At 68.8% G+C, this 17194-nt stretch carries 15 protein-coding genes; 6 read left to right on the forward strand and 9 right to left on the reverse strand.

The features are described from left to right. Positions 1 to 65 precede the first annotated feature (65 nt). A complete protein-coding gene (locus EEB19_RS11070; RefSeq protein ID WP_187586111.1) occupies positions 66 to 512 on the forward strand; it encodes an SRPBCC family protein in 447 nt (148 codons plus the stop codon). Between the two features lie 109 nt (positions 513 to 621). Here EEB19_RS11070 and EEB19_RS11075 read toward each other — a convergent pair whose 3' ends face one another. The 3 genes from EEB19_RS11075 to EEB19_RS11085 form a co-directional block, all read right to left on the reverse strand. Continuing rightward, positions 622 to 927, reverse strand: coding sequence for a DUF1416 domain-containing protein (locus EEB19_RS11075; RefSeq protein ID WP_187586113.1), 306 nt, complete (start codon positions 925 to 927; stop codon positions 622 to 624). A 5-nt stretch (positions 928 to 932) separates the two neighbouring features. Next, a complete protein-coding gene (locus EEB19_RS11080) occupies positions 933 to 1772 on the reverse strand; it encodes a sulfurtransferase (protein WP_187586115.1) in 840 nt (279 codons plus the stop codon). Between the two features lie 342 nt (positions 1773 to 2114). Beyond that, entirely contained in the window at positions 2115 to 3035 is a 921-nt protein-coding gene (locus EEB19_RS11085; protein ID WP_187586117.1) for a DUF2993 domain-containing protein, read from the reverse strand. 150 nt (positions 3036 to 3185) lie between these two features. On the opposite strand from EEB19_RS11085, the gene EEB19_RS11090 reads away from it, so the two are divergent. The 5 genes from EEB19_RS11090 (at position 3186) to EEB19_RS11110 (ending at position 8398) form a co-directional block, all read left to right on the forward strand. Then, a complete protein-coding gene (locus tag EEB19_RS11090) occupies positions 3186 to 3980 on the forward strand; it encodes a response regulator transcription factor (protein ID WP_187586119.1) in 795 nt (264 codons plus the stop codon). After that, the gene (mshD, locus tag EEB19_RS11095) at positions 3958 to 4884 is read left to right on the forward strand and encodes a mycothiol synthase (RefSeq protein WP_262365576.1); all 927 of its coding nucleotides are present in this window, start codon (positions 3958 to 3960) and stop codon (positions 4882 to 4884) included. The genes EEB19_RS11090 and mshD overlap by 23 nt, the downstream gene beginning before the upstream one ends. A gap of 68 nt (positions 4885 to 4952) precedes the next feature. Continuing rightward, positions 4953 to 5906: an endonuclease/exonuclease/phosphatase family protein gene (locus EEB19_RS11100; protein WP_187586124.1), complete on the forward strand. Its 954-nt coding sequence runs from the start codon at positions 4953 to 4955 to the stop codon at positions 5904 to 5906. A gap of 162 nt (positions 5907 to 6068) precedes the next feature. Continuing rightward, positions 6069 to 7136, forward strand: a complete 1068-nt coding sequence (locus EEB19_RS11105) for a glycosyltransferase family 2 protein (RefSeq protein WP_262365577.1) — start codon at positions 6069 to 6071, stop codon at positions 7134 to 7136. 281 nt (positions 7137 to 7417) lie between these two features. Then, on the forward strand, positions 7418 to 8398 hold the full coding sequence (locus EEB19_RS11110; RefSeq protein ID WP_262365587.1) for a glycosyltransferase family 2 protein: 981 nt from the start codon (positions 7418 to 7420) through the stop codon (positions 8396 to 8398). A gap of 51 nt (positions 8399 to 8449) precedes the next feature. On the opposite strand, the gene EEB19_RS11115 is transcribed toward EEB19_RS11110, so the two are convergent. From EEB19_RS11115 to EEB19_RS11140, 6 genes are all read right to left on the reverse strand, one after another. Beyond that, complete coding sequence (locus EEB19_RS11115; protein WP_262365578.1) at positions 8450 to 11113, reverse strand: alpha/beta fold hydrolase; 2664 nt, start codon at positions 11111 to 11113, stop codon at positions 8450 to 8452. Continuing rightward, positions 11110 to 12543, reverse strand: coding sequence for a lipopolysaccharide biosynthesis protein (locus EEB19_RS11120; protein WP_262365579.1), 1434 nt, complete (start codon positions 12541 to 12543; stop codon positions 11110 to 11112). The genes EEB19_RS11115 and EEB19_RS11120 overlap by 4 nt, the downstream gene beginning before the upstream one ends. Before the next feature lie 10 nt (positions 12544 to 12553). Further along, positions 12554 to 13738, reverse strand: coding sequence for an LLM class flavin-dependent oxidoreductase (locus EEB19_RS11125; RefSeq protein ID WP_187586186.1), 1185 nt, complete (start codon positions 13736 to 13738; stop codon positions 12554 to 12556). A gap of 12 nt (positions 13739 to 13750) precedes the next feature. Beyond that, the gene (locus EEB19_RS11130) at positions 13751 to 14950 is read right to left on the reverse strand and encodes a 3-dehydroquinate synthase II (RefSeq protein WP_262365580.1); all 1200 of its coding nucleotides are present in this window, start codon (positions 14948 to 14950) and stop codon (positions 13751 to 13753) included. A gap of 90 nt (positions 14951 to 15040) precedes the next feature. Further along, positions 15041 to 15847: a 2-amino-3,7-dideoxy-D-threo-hept-6-ulosonate synthase gene (locus tag EEB19_RS11135; RefSeq protein ID WP_187586187.1), complete on the reverse strand. Its 807-nt coding sequence runs from the start codon at positions 15845 to 15847 to the stop codon at positions 15041 to 15043. A 103-nt stretch (positions 15848 to 15950) separates the two neighbouring features. Further along, a complete protein-coding gene (locus tag EEB19_RS11140) occupies positions 15951 to 17165 on the reverse strand; it encodes a 4-hydroxybenzoate 3-monooxygenase (RefSeq protein WP_187586128.1) in 1215 nt (404 codons plus the stop codon). Positions 17166 to 17194 lie beyond the last annotated feature (29 nt).

Below are 17194 nucleotides of genomic sequence, written 5' to 3' on the forward strand. Positions count from 1 at the left end.
GGCGAGTTTACCGCGCGCGTCGGACGCTCTCGACCCGAGGTCGGCCGATGCGATTGGATGGGCAGATGACCGATGACACGCGCGTCTCGACGGCCTCCCGGTTCATCTCCGCGGCGCCGGAAGAGATCTTCGAACTGATCGCCGACCCGACCCGGCAACCGGAGTGGGACGGTAACGACAACCTCGCGGAGGCGGCCCCGGGCCAGCGGGTGACCGGCGTCGGCGACGTCTTCGCGATGACCCTCACCAACGGTCAGGTGCGCGAGAACCACGTCGTCGAGTTCGAGGAGGGACGGCTCATCGCGTGGCGGCCGGCCGAGCCGTCGTCGGCGCCGGTCGGTCACCTGTGGCGATGGGCTCTCGCCCCAGAGGAAGGCGGCACCCGCGTGGTCCACACCTACGACTGGACCGACCTGCACGACCCCAACCGCCTGCCCACGGCGCGCGCGACGACCGCCGAGCGCCTGCGGGCCTCGCTGGACCGTCTCGCGGAGCGCGCCGAGCGCGGCTGAGCAGGACGCGCAGCGCCGGAGCGCAGGGGTACGACTCGACGACGCAGACGATTCAGGGCCCGGCCACCATGTGGTGACCGGGCCCTGAATCTCCTCAGATGTCCGGAGGTTACTTCGCGACGACGATGTCGTGCTCGTGGACCCCGGGGCCGTCCGGCGTGATGGTCACGTCGCCGTTGCCGACCGAGGACAGCGCACGCAGTGTCCAGGTGCCGGGCGCGGCGAAGAACCGGAAGTCGCCGGTCGGGCTCGCCACGACCTCGGCGGTGAACTCACCGGTCGAGTCGAGCAGCCGGACGAAGGCGCCGGCGACCGGGGTGCCCGACGAGTCGTTGACCTGGCCGGTGAGGACGGTCTCCTTCTCGACGTCGACGCCTGCCGGCAGCTTCTGTCCCTGCTTGGGTGCAGCACACATGATGGTTACTTTCCTTCTCCGAGCTCGATCGGGACGCCGATCAGCGAACCGTACTCGGTCCAGCTGCCGTCGTAGTTCTTCACGTTCTGCTGGCCGAGCAGTTCCTTCAGCACGAACCAGGTGTGGCTCGAGCGCTCGCCGATGCGGCAGTACGCGATGGTGTCCTTGGAACCGTCGAGGCCGGCCTCGTCGTAGAGCGCCTTGAGGTCCTCGTCGCTCTTGAAGGTGCCGTCCTCGTTGGCCGCCTTGCTCCACGGCACGTTGATGGCGCCGGGGATGTGGCCGGGACGCTGGCTCTGCTCCTGCGGCAGGTGGGCCGGCGCGAGGATCTTGCCGGAGAACTCGTCGGGGCTGCGGACGTCGACAAGGTTCTTGACACCGATGTCGGCGACGACCTCGTCACGGAATGCGCGGATGGTGAGGTCGGGCTCGCCGGCCTTGTAGGTCGTTCCCGGACGGCTCACGGAGTCCGTGCTCAGCGGGCGTCCGTCGAGCTCCCACTTCTTGCGGCCGCCGTCGAGGAGCTTGACGTCGTTGTGGCCGTACAGCTTGAAGTACCAGTACGCGTACGCGGCGAACCAGTTGTTGTTGCCGCCGTAGAGCACCACGGTGTCGTCGTTGGAGATGCCGCGCTCGGACAGCAGCGTGCCGAACTGCTCGGCGTTCACGAAGTCACGACGGACCGGATCCTGCAGATCGGTCTTCCAGTCGAGCTTCACGGCGCCGGCGATGTGGCCACCGTCGTAGGCGGAGGTGTCCTCGTCGACCTCGACGAAGACGACGCCGTCGGTGGTGAGGTTCTGCTCAGCCCAATCGGCGCTGACCAGGACGTCGGAACGTGCCATGGTTGATCCTTCCCGGATTCCTTGTAGGACATTGATTTCGATGGGGATTCGAGGTGATGCCGACCGGTTGATCCGTTACGCACCGCGCTCACCGACGAAGACTCGGATCAGTCGCGAGGTGGGAGGAGGACATGCAGAGAACCGCACCGGCCGCCATCGTCGCAGTGAACGCGCCGACCAGGCGCCACGTTCACGGTCTAACGACAGCAACAATCGGCGACGCGACAGAAGTCGATCGCACGACGGCGAGTGAGCATGAACTCACGGCGCGTTTGCATGCCGACCAGCGTACAAGAGACCGACCGTGGGCCCCAACCCCGGTCCTGGCCGCGCGGGCGTGCCTCAGAAGGCGTCGGGCCGCAGGTCGCGGGGCCCGACGTGGCCGGCGAGCAGGACGTCGCTGCCCTCGCTGTGCGCCTCGGTGGGGGCGAGGTCCCAGGGCAGGGGCAGGACGGGGAGTGTCGCGGTGAACGCGGACAGCACGAGATCACGGAGATCCTCAGCCACCTCGGCGTCGGCGTGACGTTCCGGACCTCGATAGAAGTCGGTCGCCTCCAGATGCAACCGCCCGTCGACGACCGACAGGTCCACGAGAACACTGACCCGCACGGTCGGTCCGTCGTACGTCGACGCCGACGGCGCGACGTCCGTGGACGCGCTCGACGACGGCAGCGGCACCGTGCCGGTCAGCACGACCCCGGTCGATCGCCGGAGCAGTCCGTCGCCCGGGCCGCCGCCACCTGCCTTGTCGGCCGGGGCGGGGGTGTTCACGGTGAGATCGACGATCCCGAGCATCCGTCCCAGGTTCACCGAGTCCAGCCGCGTGTATGCGCTCAGGGACTCGGTGTGCACGATGTCACTCGGTTCGATCGAGAAGCCGTCCGGGACGGTCATGGGGCCGAGGGTGGCGCCGAGTTCGGCGTGACACCCGTCGCGTGGCGGACACGCCACCGACACCCCGCGGGCGGTGATGACCGCACCGCTGAACCGCCCGTCACGCGCATGAGTGAGAAACGGAAAGCCGCTGATGGTGACCTCGGGTTCGTACGTCAGGCCCGGCGACGTCAGCAACGCGCGGGAGAACCCGTGCTCCGTGCGCATCGCGGCGACGGTGTCGGTGACAAGCGCGGCAACTGTGACGACGATCACCACGATGATGCCGACCCCGAGGATGCGACGTCCGAGGTGTGACCGACCGTGCGCGGCCCGGGTGCGCGTGTCTCGGCCTCCCCTGAGCGCCTTGTTGACAGCGGATCCCGACATTGGCGCTATTCTGTCACCTATCGCGCACACGTTGGTAAGGCGGCGTAAACAATGCGTCGCCGCGCGAACCGCGACGGAACGGTCGGAGCTCATGGGCCGAAACGCTGCGGAGACGACCGGACCGGGGAACGAACGAGATCGGAGTGGTTCATGGATCTCTTGCTGCTGACAGCCGATCCGAACCCGGAATCCGTCCTGCCCTCGCTATCCCTGCTCGCGCACACGGTTCGGGTGGCGCCTACCGAGGTCTCGTCCCTGATGGAGGCTGGCAACGCCGACGTCGCCATCGTGGACGCCCGTACCGATCTCGCCGCTGCCCGTGGCCTGTGCCGTCTGCTCGGCAGCACCGGATCGTCGGTGCCCGTGGCAGCGGTGCTGACCGAGGGCGGTCTCGTCGCCGTGAACGCGGACTGGGGACTCGACGAGTTCCTGCTGCCCGGCACCGGACCTGCGGAACTCGATGCGCGCCTTCGGTTGCTGGTCGTCCGCACCCGCGGGATGACGACCGAGGAGGCCAGCGGGAAGGTCACCCTCGGCGAACTCATCATCGACGAGGGCACCTACACCGCCCGACTGCGCGGGCGGCCGCTCGACCTCACCTACAAAGAGTTCGAGCTGTTGAAGTACCTCGCGCAGAACGCCGGCCGCGTGTTCACCAGAGCTCAACTGCTGCAAGAGGTCTGGGGATACGACTTCTTCGGTGGCACCCGCACGGTTGACGTACATGTCCGGCGCCTCCGCGCGAAACTCGGCGCCGAGCACGAATCCCTGATCGGTACCGTCCGCAACGTCGGCTACAAGGCGGTGCGTCCGAATCGTGGCCGCTCGGCCGGCGGCGGGGGCGATCTCGACGTCGTCGTCGACGATGCGGATGACGATCTCGATCCAGACGATCTCGACGGCCCGTTCGACGAGGAGTTCAGTGCCAGCGCCAACGGAAACTGATCCGGCCGGGGCCGCCCCGGTGGTCCATGATCGACTGACCCCTGATCTCGCGGACTTCGCCCGCGGTCTCGTAGCGGCGGCAACCGCCGCGGACGGGGTGTCGCCGCTGGCCGAACAGGCGGTGCACGCCATCGACTCCGGTGTGGAAGACGGTGTGCGACATGTTGTCTCCGACGTGGGATATGCCAATGTGTTGGCCGGTCGGGGCGGTGAACCGGCGATGGTCGAGGCCGTGGTGGGTCCGGATGCGCGACGTCGCGGACATGGCCGGGCGCTGCTGACCGTGGCACTCGACGTGGCTCGCGAGCTCGTGGCCGATCCGTCGCCGCGTGCCTGGGCCCACGGCGATCTGCCCGGCGCGGTCGCCCTCGCCGCGTCGTTGGGACTGCGTCGTCGGCGCGAACTGCTCCGGCTGCGACGGCCGTTGGGTCCCGAGGCCGACGAACTCCCGGCGCTCGAGGTCGACGATTCGCTCGTGTTGCGGACCTATGCCGGTTCGGCGGACGACGCGGAGATCCTGCGGGTCAACAACGCGGCCTTCGACTGGCACCCTGAGCAAGGCGGGTGGACGACGGCGCAGATCACCGAGCGGGTGAACAGTTCATGGTTCGATCCCGACGGTCTCTTCCTGGCGTTCGACGCCGGGGATCCGCAGCGCCTGCTCGGATTCCACTGGACCAAGCGTCATGATGCCGAACTCGGCGAGGTCTACATCGTCGGCGTCGACCCCGATGCCCAGGGCCGCGGGCTCGGCCGCCTCCTGACCCTCGCCGGGTTGCATCACCTGGCCGACCGCGGCATGGCCGAGGTCGAACTCTACGTCGAGGGCGACAACACCGCCGCGCTGCACACCTACCACCGACTCGGGTTCACGCAGTACGCCATCGACGTCGCCTACGGCTGACCGGGCGCAGGCGACGCGGCGCCGACGCGGTGGACACCGCCGACGGCGCCCATGACAGGATCGACCGCATGCGTGGACTGCTACGACTGTTCGGGTGGGGTGCGGTCCTCGTCGCCGTCGCCGGGATCGCGGCCCACTACTCCGGTCTGGTCAGCAATCTCGCGTCCCGCGTGGCGTCGTTCACGCCGGTGCTGATCGTCGTCGGCGCACTCGGCCTGGTGCTGTTGCTGTTCGCCCGCGCCTGGATTTCCGCGACGATCGCCGTGCTCGTGCTCGCCGTGGGCGTCATGGCGCAGGCCCCGCTCTATCGGGGTGTGGACGAGCAGGTTTCGGACACCGACCTGACCGTGATGCAGGCGAACATCTTTCTCGGACAGGCCGATCCGGACGCGCTGGTGTCCCGGGTGCGTGACTCCGGCGTCGACGTCCTGACGGTGATCGAGCTGACACCCGAGGCGGTGGGGGCACTCGAGCGGGCGGGGTTGCGCCAAGAGCTGCCGTTCGCTTTCGTCCATCCCCGCGACGGTGGAGGTGGGGCCGGGATCTATGCGCGGGCGCCGCTGACCGACGGGCAACTCCTGCGTGGATTCGAACTGTCGAATCTTCATGCGCGACTCACACTTCCGAACCGCTCACCCATATCGGTCTATGCCCTGCACCCGTTGCCGCCGTACCCCGAGCCGTCGTGGCGCTGGGATGCCGAGCTCCGTGAGTTGCGCTCGATCCTCTCCGCCGACGCGGCTCCGCTGATCATCGGTGCCGACGCCAACTCGACCTACGATCACCGCGCCTTCCGGCAGCTGCTCTCGGGCTCGGACGCACCGGATTCACCCCAGCTGACCGACGCCGCAGAGCATCTCGGCTCGGGCATCGTCGCGACCTACCCCGCGAGTCGGCCCTACCCGTCCCTGCTCGCGCTGGATCGGGTGCTGACCCGCAACGGTCCGACACCGACATCCTTCCGGCGGATCGATCTGCCGGGCTCCGATCATCACGGTGTGCTCGCGACGGTTCGGCTGTGACCGCTCGGGCGTGATCGTCGCGCGCGGAACGGCGACGGTGTCGTTCGCTGCGCCCGCGGGCCCCGCCCGGTGACCGGTCTCACCGGCCCCGAGCTGGGACGATGTCGCAGGTTAGGTTACCCTTTCTGCATCGGTGTCCGGCAGCGAGAAAGTGACCACGGCGTGCTCAATGGTGATCGGAGCGCGCGGACGATCCGTCCCTCGGGGCAGGTCCGGACGGGTCGACTCTCGCTGTCGGTCGTCATCCCGATTCATCGCAGCGAGCGGTACATCGGCGAGTGCCTCGATGCCGTCCTCGCCCAGGAGCATCCCGTCGAGCAGGTCGTGCTCGTCGACGACCTCGGCGGAGATCGCTCCATCGACATCGCCGTCGACATCCTGACCGCGGCCGGTGTCGACCACACTGTCGTCCGTCAGGACCGCAACCGGGGTGCCGGATGTGCCCGCAACGCAGGGGTGTCGGCGACCACGGGACAGGTCATCTGGTTCTTCGACAGCGACGACCTCGCCGACCCGGCGTTCACCCGTGTCATGGTCGACGCCCTTACCGAGCACGGCGCCGACGTCGCCGCCTGCCGCACCGCTCTGGTCGGGCCCGACGGCCGTGCGCGCGGAATCCTGGAGGACGCCGCGCCGCGGGGCGCGGTCACCGGACCGGGATTCGTCGAGTTCCTGGTGACCGGCACGGTGAAGGCGCTGCCCGGCGGCCACGTGTTCCGGCGGGAGGTACTCGGCTCGGCTCCGTGGGACGAGCGTCGGGCGTACGAGGACATGGTCGCGACGGCGCGCATGGCACTGCGTGCTGATCGCGTGGCCATGGTGGACGCTCCGCTCTATCGATACCGGCAACGCGCGGACTCGGTGTCGCGCACGGTGAACGGCCACACGCTCGGGCTGTTCGAGATGGGCGAGGAGATGTCGGAGGTGATCGGGTCGATCGCGGACGGGCAGCGTCGTCGCGGACTGCGACTCCGACGCCGCTTCAGCTATCGCGAGGTGCTGATCCCGGCTGCGCACATGGCGATGCGTGCGCGCCACGACGGTGCCGACGAGCAGGTGATCGACGGACTCCTCGTCGGCGCTCGCGAACGCAGCTCGCTGCGGGATGTCGTCCCGCTGCTGGTCGACCGGCAGTTCCGGTCGGCGGTGTTCGCCGCCGGGATCGTCGTCACTCCGAAGTTGTACTCGCGCATTCTCCGTCGGCGACCGGATCGCGTCCATCTGGGCTGACGTCGGCGGCCGAGGACTGTCGATGTGCCGGCACGTTGCTGTCGGCGTGGACGGGGTTGCCGTGGGCGTGGATGGGGTTGCTGTCGGTGCGGATCGGGTTGCCGTCGGCGTGGATGGGGTTGCCGTCGGCGCGAATGAGGTTGCCGTCGGCAGGTGAGGGTGATCCTCTGGACGCGAGGGTGAGCAGGCCAGGGTACCCTGATCCGGTTGGGGATTCCTGGGAGGCGCCTGTGAGTTCGGCAAGGGGGGCGTCGCACCGAGGTGCGGCTGCCCGGATCTCCGTGGTGATACCGGTGTTCCGCAGCGCGGACTACATCGCGGCCTGCGTGGAATCGGTGGCGGCGCAGCACCGTCCGGTCCATGAGGTCGTCCTCGTCGATGACTGCGGTGGGGACGATTCCATCGCGATCGCCGAGGCTGTGCTGACGTCCTGCGGAGTCGCGTCGACCGTCGTCCGGTTACCGGCGAATCGGGGAATCGGGGGTGCGCGCAACGCGGGGATGTCCGCGGTCAGCGGTGATCTCGTCTGGTTTTTGGACAGCGACGACCTCGCACACCCCGCGTTCACCGCGACGATGGTGGAGGCGATGATCACCCACGACGCCGACTTCGTCGCCTGCGGAACCGAGTTCATCGACGAGGACGAGACACCCCTGGGCGCGGTCGACGTCGGGCCGTCGGAGCCGGCGATTGCAGGACCGCGGTTTGCGCAACTGCTCGTCGACGGCAAGGTGAAGGCCTACGCCGGAGCCCGCCTGTTCCGTCGGGAGGTCCTGTCCGACGCTCCGTGGGATGCGCGGCGGGCCTACGAGGACATGGCCGCGACGGCACGGATGTCGTTGCGGGCGAACGTCGTCGCCATCGTCGGGTCGCCCCTGCTGCGCTATCGGCAACGGCCGAGTTCGGTGTCGAACTCCGTCTCTCCGAACAGCGTGGCGCTCTTCGAGATGGGTGAGGACATGGCCGGGCTCATCGACCGGATCGCCGAGCCCGCACGACGACGCCCGGTCGCCCGAAACTTCGCCTATCGCGAGGTGCTGATCCCGGCAGCCCATATCGCCATGCGCGCCGACCACGCCGGCCTCGGGGACGATCCGGTGGTCGCCGCGTTGATGACCGGGGCGCGACGCCGGAGTTCGTTGTCCGACGTCGTGCCGCTGCTGGCCGACCGGCAGTTCCGGTCGGCGGTGTTCGCCGCCGGGATCGTCCTCACCCCGAATCTGTACTCGCGCATCCTCCGACGGCGCCCGGATCGCGTATGAGCGGCGTCGACCACCGCGGTCGACGCCGACCGCGTTCACCCCGGCTGAGGCTCAGCGGAGGTCGAGAGACTCGCTCATCGCGTCGATGACCTCGGCGATGTGCGGTGCCCGGATGATCGACATGTGGTCGCACTCGAGACTTCGCACGGTGAGGTCCCCGAGGGTGATGTGCTCGGACCAGATCCGTGGGTCGTCGTGGTTCTCGCTGCCCTGGACCAGCAGCACCCGACCGTCGTACGGTCGCGGCCGATGGAGCAGACCGACTCGACGCCCGACCTCCTCCATCGCCGCTGCCGCGGCCACCGGTGACATCGGGACGATCCCGGCGAGTGGCAGACGTGCACGGCGGCGCCACAGTTCGGCGCGCGGCAGCGGAGCCTCGTCAGGCGTCACCGACAGATCGGACGCGCTGTCGCGGACGGCGCCCGTCACCCGCGGCGGGACGAAGGTGTCCAGGACGACCACCATGTCGACCTGTTCGCCGTCGGAGCGCAGTCGCCGAGCGGTCTCCAGTGCCAGGAAGCCGCCGAGCGAATGTCCCACGAGCACATACGGTCCGGTCGGTTGAAGTCGACGCAGGTCACGCAGATGCCGCCGGACCGCGCGGTCGATCGTCCAGTCGGGCAGCCCCCGATTGTCCAGTCCGTGGGGCTGGAAGGCATATACCGAGCCGACGCCGTCCAGTCGGGACAGGTGATCGGCGAACGGCACGAACGCCAGTGCTGACGCCCCGGCGCCCGTGTAGCAGAACACCTTCCGGCCGCCGGATTCGCGCAGGCGGATCGTCGTCGGCGCGAGGCCGCCGCGCGCCGGCCGGCGCGGGCCGTCTCGGTGCGCGCTCGCGGCGACCGCCATCTCGGCGACGGTCGGTGCCCCGGCCGCGTCCGCCTGGGTGAGGGCAATGCCCAGCTGATCGGTGATCTGCACCAGGATCTGCTGCACCGTCAGCGAATCCGCGCCCAGGGCATAGACGTTCTCGGTACGGCCGACGGTCTCGAGACGGAGTTCGCGCGCCCAGATGTGGGCGATCGCCGCCTCGAGGTGCCCTCGGGGTTCGTCGATGACACGTTGCGGGGCGGGTAGCGCAGCCCGGTCCACCTTGCCGCGCGCGGTCCGGGGGAGCTCCGAGAGCTCGACGATCGTCGCCGGGACCATCCACGTCGGCAGCTGCTCGAGCAAGCGCATGCGCAACTCCGTCGGTGCGGGAGTGCGTACTCGACCGTCGGGCACCACATAGGCGACAAGGGTTGCGTCCGGGGTGGGGGGCGCGAGCGTTCCGGCCGGCGCGTCGGTCGTGGTGTCCTCGGTCGAGTCCGGACGCTGCACGATCACCACGGCCTCGGCGATGTCCCCGTCGGCCAGCAGGGCCCGTTCGATCTCGGCGGGCTCCACCAGGTAGCCGCGGATCTTGATCGCGTTGTCCGCGCGTCCGCGCAGGTGCAGGACACCGTCGGTGAGTTCACCACGGTCTCCCATGCGGAAGATGGTGCGGCCCAGAGAGTCCCGGTCGAAGTGTCCGGTATCCGATGCGGCGTCGAGATATCCGAGCGCGAGGTAGGGCGACGACACCACGATCCGTCCGTCGGTGTCGATGGCGATGATCTTCTGCGGTGCGGCTCTCCCGGCGGGGAGGTTCCCGGCGGCGATCGTGTCGCCCGCTCGCACGTCGAAGTATGCGAGTGCAGAGGTCTCCGACGACCCGACCCAGTTGGTCACCGTGAGATGTGGTGCCCGGTCGAGCGCCGCGCGGGCGACCTCTCCGGTGAGCGCCTCGCCGGTGGTGATGACGCGTTCCATCCCGGTCCACGCGGCGAGATCCTGACCGCCGGCGCCGGAGAGGGTTCGCAACAGCGAGGGAGTCATGAACGCGATCGTCGCACCTGCGTCGAACATCCGGTCGAGCAACTGCCCCGGCGAGGTCGACCGTGGATCGATCGCGGTCACCTCGGCACCGTTGAGCAGGGAGCCGATGAGGACGTTGAGCCCGGCGCCGAAACTGATCGGCAGGCAGAGCGCCACACGACGACCGGGCGCGATCCCGAAGGGCCCGTTCATCAGATCGGCATCGCAGAGCCACATGGCGTTGGGATGCAGGACGCCCTTGGGGGTTCCGGTGGACCCCGAGGTGAATTGGATGCTGGTGACGGCACGTGACTCGTCGGGCGCCCGCGATTCGACCGCCACGGCAACGGGTTCCGTCACCAGTGAGCCGAGCGACAGGTCGTCGACCCGGATGATGCCGGGTGAGCCGTCGGCGGCCTGGCGGGCGACGGACAGGTGCGTGTCGTCGGCGATCATCATCGCGGGCGGACGTCCGTGTGTCCTCAACTGATCGAGGATGACCCGCAGACGATCGGCCGGTAGCGCCGGGTCGATCGCCACGAGGGGCCGCCGGGAGAGGAAGACGCCGAGGACGACGGCGACGGCATCGCCGGACATGGCCAGCTGCACGACGATCGGCTGCTCGCCCGGTGTCGCGGTCGATTCGATCGCCGAGCACACCCGTCGGGCGCGGTCGAGCAGGGTGCGATAACCGATGCCATCGGTGCCGTCCCCGGAGACGGTCCGCACCGCGATCGCGTCGCCGTACGCCGCCGCGGCGGCCACCAGCCGGCCGGCGACGCTCGCAGACGCCCCGCCGTCGTCACGGGGAAGCCGGGCCGTCGGATGCGCCGTGGGGATGTCGGTCTTCTCGACGGGAACGTGGGTCGTCACTCTGTCTTCTCCGGATGTACTGGATCATGCTCTGGTGTCGGGGATTCCGCAGCCGGGTATGGCCGCAGCACCTGAGCCGGGCGTGCCGGCGTGGCGCGGTGTCGTCCCGGCGCGACGGCGGCGGCCACGCCGTCCTGTTGACCGCTCATCGCGTCGTCGGCGGTGGTGGTGCGCAGCGCCCGTCGGATCATCCGGATGCCGGGGATGGCGACGATGGCGGCGATGATGACGTCGGCGGCGAGGTACACGTACGCGACACCGATGATCCCCCAGCGATCGGTGCTGAATGCGATGCCGGTCACGACGACGACGCCGAACACGACCTGGGTGATGACGGCGAGGCGCAGTCGGCGTTCCACACGCGCCAGCGCGGTGTAGATGGTGACGAAGGCGACCGTCGGCAACGTCAGTGCCATGAGTCGGATGAGGTCGGTTCCCTCGGCGGCGTACTGCGGACCCATGATCGAGAGGATCCACGGGGCGGTCACGACGAGGGCGATGCAGCCCACGATGCTCGCACCGCCACAGAGTGCGATGAAACGCAGAGTCGCGTGTCGCAGATCGGTGCCCGGTTCGGACGCGGTCGCCACGAACGGGGCGGCGGTCGCGTTGAGCAGGATCGCCGCGGTGCTGATGACGAGCCAGCAGATGGTGAAGTAGGCGTTCATCTCGGTACCGAGGCGTGCCACGATGACGAGCGGCACGACCAGTGGGACGACGACACCGACGGCGGTCATCGCGAACGAACCGGCGTAGAAGTGGACGATCTCGGTGCGGCGGGGCAGGATCGACGGTCCGGTCATGGCACGGGCGCCGTCGCGGATCGCGGTCATCCCGATCCACAGCGAGATCGCCGCAGCGGGCAGCACCCACGCCCACACGACCGCCGACCCGGTGCCGAGGGGGATCAGCGCGGCGACCAGGATCAGCTTGATCGTCGACTGCGTGATGTTCTTGGTGGCGACGGTGCGCGACCGGCCGAGACCGATGAGCATCGAATCCTGGATCGCGAAGATGCCCAGCACCACCACGAACGCCGGGTACAGCCACGCCTGCGTACTCGAGGTGAACAGGGTGTCGCGCGGTCCGAGGAGGACGAACCCGACGCCGAGGACGGCCGCGGTCGCGATGATGACCGACCTGCCGAGCACGAGCAGACGGTGCGCGCGGGCTCCGGCGACCGGCAGGAAACGCTCGTAGAGGCTGTTGATGCTGAGGTTCGAGAGCGTCGCCAGCAGGGTGGCCGAGGAGATGATGGCCGAGGCGCGACCGACCTCCGCGGTGGTGTAGCCGCGCGCGGCGATGGTCCAGAACACGAAACCGAGTGCGCCGGTGGCGAGACTCGACGTCATGATGGCGACGATGTCGACGCCGAGGCCGCCTTGCTCCCGGCGCAGCAGGGACCGGCCCCGGTTGTCCGTCGTGGTCATGGGATGGACGTCACTGGGCGCCGCCGGCGGCCCGCACCGGAACCGGCCGGCGGAGTAGGGGAAGCAGGAGGTCGGCGGCGATCTCGGCCTCGGCGGCCAGCGGCCAACCGGACAGGATCCACACGTCGATGCCGGCCTGGCGGGCGACCGCCGACATCGCCGCGGCGACGTTCTCGGCGCTGCCGACGAAGTAGGTGCCGGTGCCCTTGCCCGCGATGTCGAACGGCGGTTCGGCCGCTGTCCAGGTGGTGAGCCCGGCCGCCATGTTGGGGGCGAACTCGAGATCGGCGCGACCCGGCAGTCGGCCCGCGCGGAGGGCGTCGATCCGACCCTGCACCTGCGGATTGTCGCTGCGGATCTCGTCGAGGCCGGGATAGCCGAAGCTGCGCAGATTGCGATCGGCGGTGGCCAGCACCGTCTCCGGCCGGGTCCGGCCCAATTGCCACTCGAAGCGTTCCCACGCCTCGTCGTCGGTCTCCCGCACGATCACACTGGCGAGCACACCGAACCGCAGAGTTCGTCCCCGCTCCGCGGCGGCCAGCCGGACACGATCGAAAAGACCGGTGAGAGCGGCGGGTTCGGACATGAAGGACAGGTAGACGTCGAGGACCTCGGCAGCATGGGCGATGCCCTCGGGGGAGGCGCCGGTGCCCCACACCTCGATGCCGCCCGGTTGCCGTGGGCCCGGGATCGGCGGCTTGTATCGCGGTCCGTAGGAGAAGAACTCGCCGTCGAAGGGTTCGGCGTCGTCGAGGTAGAGCCGTTTGACCTGGGACCAGTATTCGGCAGACACCCGATAGCGCTCCGCCTTCGATCCGAATCGCCCGTAGCGATGCAGGACGGGATCGGCGCCGTTGACCTGGTTGTAGATCAGTCGTCCGCCCGAGTACTGATCGAAGACCTGCGCCTCCTCGGCGAGCAGCACCGGAGGCTTCACACCGGGGTACTCGGGGATCAGGAACCGCAGGTTCTCGGTGTCGGCGACGAGGGAGATCGCTTCTCGGGCCGTGGTGAGCGCCCCGTAATAGCCGAGACGGTCGAGCGTTCGCGCCTGGTGGCGGATCACCTCGAACGTCGGGGTCACCCGCTGGGTCGGTTCCCACGGGACATCTCCGTCGGTGGGATTGATGTACCAGAGAACCTGCGGGGAGGTCTGTTCCGGATCCGCACCGTGCTCGGGTGCGAGTGCGGAGATGCTCACGACGACCTACCGCTCGTCGCAGAACTCGGTGATGGGCAGCCCGACGTGCCGGGATTCCTCGGGGGCGTAACCGAGGAGCTTGTCGCCGGGCTTCAGGTCGGTGACGTTGTTGACCGAGCCGCCGGGTCCGAGGAGCCGGACATGCCAGTCGTCCTGTGCGATGACGTTGACCTTGCGGCCGTCGGGTGCGGTCGCCGAGACGGAGATGAGCGGGCGCCGTTCGATCTTCACGCGACCGATGCGGACCTCGCGGACCTCGCCGGTGCTCCGGATCGCCAGGATCGGCTGACCCGCCTGGAGTTCGCTGACGTAACGGGTGCGGTTGTCGGGCACCAGGACATAGGAGTGCACGGCACCGGCGTTCCAGCGGAACGGACGGGTCGGCATGTACGGCAGCGGATGGGTCTCGCTGCACGACAGGAACATCCCGGTGGAGAACGAGCCGATCAGGCAGCCCTCGTCCTTCTCCAGCAGCGAGCAGGTGTCGATGCACGCACGCTCACCCATGCCGATGTGCTCGACCTTGGTGACGGTGAGTTCGGAGAGCTCGATGCGGTCGGCGCTCGGTCGGATGACCTCGGCGAGGGTGGCGACGTCGTCGGCCGATCGCGGACTCAGCAACAGACCGTCGGAGCCGTGCTCGAGGACGAGCTTGACGATCTCGGCGTCCTCGATGTCGTTCACGACGGTCACGGTGCGCCCACCCGAGTTCTCGGCGGCCGCGATCACGATCTCGAGCGGGATCTTCGTCGGGTCGGTGAAGGTCAGCACCGTCCAGGGTGCGCGACGCACGGTCTCGCAGGCGTGACGCAGGGTGTCGGCGTCCGAGACCACCACGTGAACACCGGCCTCGGCGGAGGGGCCGGCGTCGACGATGACGTTCTCATCGTCGCCGGAATGCGCACCGAGGACGACGTCGACGGTTGCTGCGACGTCGGCGTCGACGGAGGCGCCGGTGGCGGCGAGCACGCGACGCACCGTCGGCGGAAGGTCGGCGAGCAGGTCCGGGTCGTCGCTGACGATGCCGCTGATGCGGTGATGGATGGCGGCCTGTACCAGGGCGTCTCGCAGATGATCGGCGACGCCGCGGACGTCGATCCAGGCGAGGTGCTCACGGCGGGTGGCGGTCTCGATGGCGGAGGGGTCCGAGGCGACCGCGGACAGGGGGGTGATGTCGTCGGTGACGATGTCGGTGGAGGTGCTCACGATGGTCTTTCTGGCTGTCGGGACTAGAGATTCGGTGGTCATCCGGGCGGGGTGGCTGTCAGCCCGGGTGGATGTGTTGTGGCCTGCGGTTCAGGCGAGTTCGAGCGCCGGGGTCAGCGGACGGGACGGTATCGCCTCGCGATGGAGCCGGTCCGCCAGGGTGGAGGCGACCCGGTGCGGGTGCTCGGCGCCGAAGATGAGCCGACCGAAACTCAGGCCGGCCACCCGGGATTCGACGACCTGCAGACCGAAGTCGATCGCGGCGTCGTCGGACGCGGTGGCCGGTCCGCCGGCGACGAGGATCGGCAGTGGGCAGGTGTCGACGACCTCGTCCATCCGCTCCGGCGATCCGGCGTAGTCGAGCTTGACGACGTCCGCTCCGAGGTCAGTGGCGATGGCGCCGAGGTGCGAGAGGGTGGCCACCGAGGTGTTACCGGCATCGGCGATCCCACCGCGGGCGTACATCATCGCGAGGAGAGGGACCCCGAGGCGGTCGCATTCGGCGGCGACCACACCGAGATCGGCCAGCTGTTCGGATTCGGTGGGGGCACCGACGTTCACGTGCACACTCACCGCGTCCGCGCCGAGGGCGAGGCATTCCTCCACCGAACCGACGAGGACCTTGCGCGTCTGGTCGACGGCGAGGCTCGTACCGGCCGAGAGGTGCACGATCAGACCCATCGATCCGAATCGCGACGGGGTGATGGTGCGGGCCCGGCCCTTGTGGACGATCAGCGCGTCGGCCCCCGCCCGTTCCAGTACCGCAGCGGTCTGATCGGCGTGCGTCGACGTGCCCAGCGGCCCGACCGTGACCGAATGGTCCATCGGCACGACCAGCGCGCGGCGACTGGCTGCGCCGAAGATGCGCGACAGTCGGATCTGCTTGCCCGACAACATGTGTCGACGGGATTCGTGGTTGTCGATCACATCGTTCTCCGATCGGTGGAGGCGGTTGTCGGGGGTGGTGTCGAAGGAGGGGAGGAGGGAGCCGAAGTGCGGGTCATGCGGGTACCACCTCGGGTTGCCACGAGGTGGGGAACGGCAGTCCGAGGTAGACCTCGCCGAGGGCGCGTTCCTCGTCGGCCGATGACGTCCACCGTTGCAGCCGAGCCCGTCGCAGCTGCCAGTCGAACTCACCGTCACCGAGACGATGCAGGGTGGTGGTGAGGTTCCACGAGAATGCCTGCGCCTGCCAGATTCTCGGGAGTGCGGTGGCCGAGTAGGCATCCAACGCGGAGCGGTCGGAGACGGCGTACCACACGCCGAGGGCGTGGGAGAGCACGCACGCGTCGGAGACCGCGAGGTTCAGGCCCTTCGCCCCGGTAGGGGGGACGATGTGCGCGGCGTCGCCGAGCAGGAACAGTGAGCCCTGCTGCATCGGGTCGGTGACCACGCTGCGCAGCGGTGCCAGGGACCGTTCGATGATCTCACCGGTCTCGAGTTCGGGATGGTCGTCGGCCGCGCTGCGACGGCGCAACTCGGTCCAGATCCGCTCGTCGGACCAGTCGGCAAGGTCGGTGTCGGCGGGCACCTGGAGGTACTGCCGGGTCAGTTCCGGACCGCGCATGCTGTGCACCGACAGGCCATCCGGGTGTGCGCAATACATGCCCTCGTCGGTCACCGGCGTGGTGCGGGCCAGGATGCCCAGCCAGGCGAACGGATACGACCGGTCCATGACGCGGATCGCGGTCCGGTCGACGACCTGCCGGCAGATGCCGTGGAACCCGTCGCATCCGGCGACGAAGTCGGCTGTGATGCGAGTGCGTGATCCGTCATGGGTGAACTCGACGGTTGGGCGATCGCTGTCGATCCCGTCGACCGTGACATCGTCGGCGTCGAAGTACAGCGGGCGGGCGGTCTCGCGCCTGGCGTCGATCAGATCGGCGACGAGTTCGGTCTGCCCGTAGACGAACGCATGTCGACCCAGGTGGCGGTGGAAGTCGAGATGGTGGGTGGTCCGGTCGAACCGGATGTAGAAACCGTCGTGCACCAGAGCTTCTCGGTGAAGGCGGTCGGCGAGTCCGATCTCGGTGAGCAGGTCGACGGTCGTCTGTTCGACCACACCGGCACGGATGCGCGCCCGGACGTGGGTTTCGGACTGTCGCTCGACCACCACGGTGTCGATACCCTGCAGATGCAGCATGTGTGCCAGGGTCAGGCCCGCCGGGCCGGCGCCGATGATGGCGACCTGACACCGTATCTCGTTGTCAATCATGTCTTCTCGATCTCAGAGTGCGATGCGCG

Source organism: Gordonia sp. OPL2 (assembly GCF_003797825.1).
Lineage (GTDB): Bacteria > Actinomycetota > Actinomycetes > Mycobacteriales > Mycobacteriaceae > Gordonia.

What these genes read in the sequence shown, in the direction of transcription:
- EEB19_RS11070 (WP_187586111.1), top strand. Translation starts at nt 66, where the DNA reads ATGACCGATGACACGCGCGTCTCGACGGCCTCCCGGTTCATCTCCGCG.
- EEB19_RS11075 (WP_187586113.1), bottom strand. Translation starts at nt 927, where the DNA reads ATGTGTGCTGCACCCAAGCAGGGACAGAAGCTGCCGGCAGGCGTCGAC.
- EEB19_RS11080 (WP_187586115.1), bottom strand. Translation starts at nt 1,772, where the DNA reads ATGGCACGTTCCGACGTCCTGGTCAGCGCCGATTGGGCTGAGCAGAAC.
- EEB19_RS11085 (WP_187586117.1), bottom strand. Translation starts at nt 3,035, where the DNA reads ATGTCGGGATCCGCTGTCAACAAGGCGCTCAGGGGAGGCCGAGACACG.
- EEB19_RS11090 (WP_187586119.1), top strand. Translation starts at nt 3,186, where the DNA reads ATGGATCTCTTGCTGCTGACAGCCGATCCGAACCCGGAATCCGTCCTG.
- EEB19_RS11100 (WP_187586124.1), top strand. Translation starts at nt 4,953, where the DNA reads ATGCGTGGACTGCTACGACTGTTCGGGTGGGGTGCGGTCCTCGTCGCC.
- EEB19_RS11120 (WP_262365579.1), bottom strand. Translation starts at nt 12,543, where the DNA reads ATGACCACGACGGACAACCGGGGCCGGTCCCTGCTGCGCCGGGAGCAA.
- EEB19_RS11135 (WP_187586187.1), bottom strand. Translation starts at nt 15,847, where the DNA reads ATGTTGTCGGGCAAGCAGATCCGACTGTCGCGCATCTTCGGCGCAGCC.
- EEB19_RS11140 (WP_187586128.1), bottom strand. Translation starts at nt 17,165, where the DNA reads ATGATTGACAACGAGATACGGTGTCAGGTCGCCATCATCGGCGCCGGC.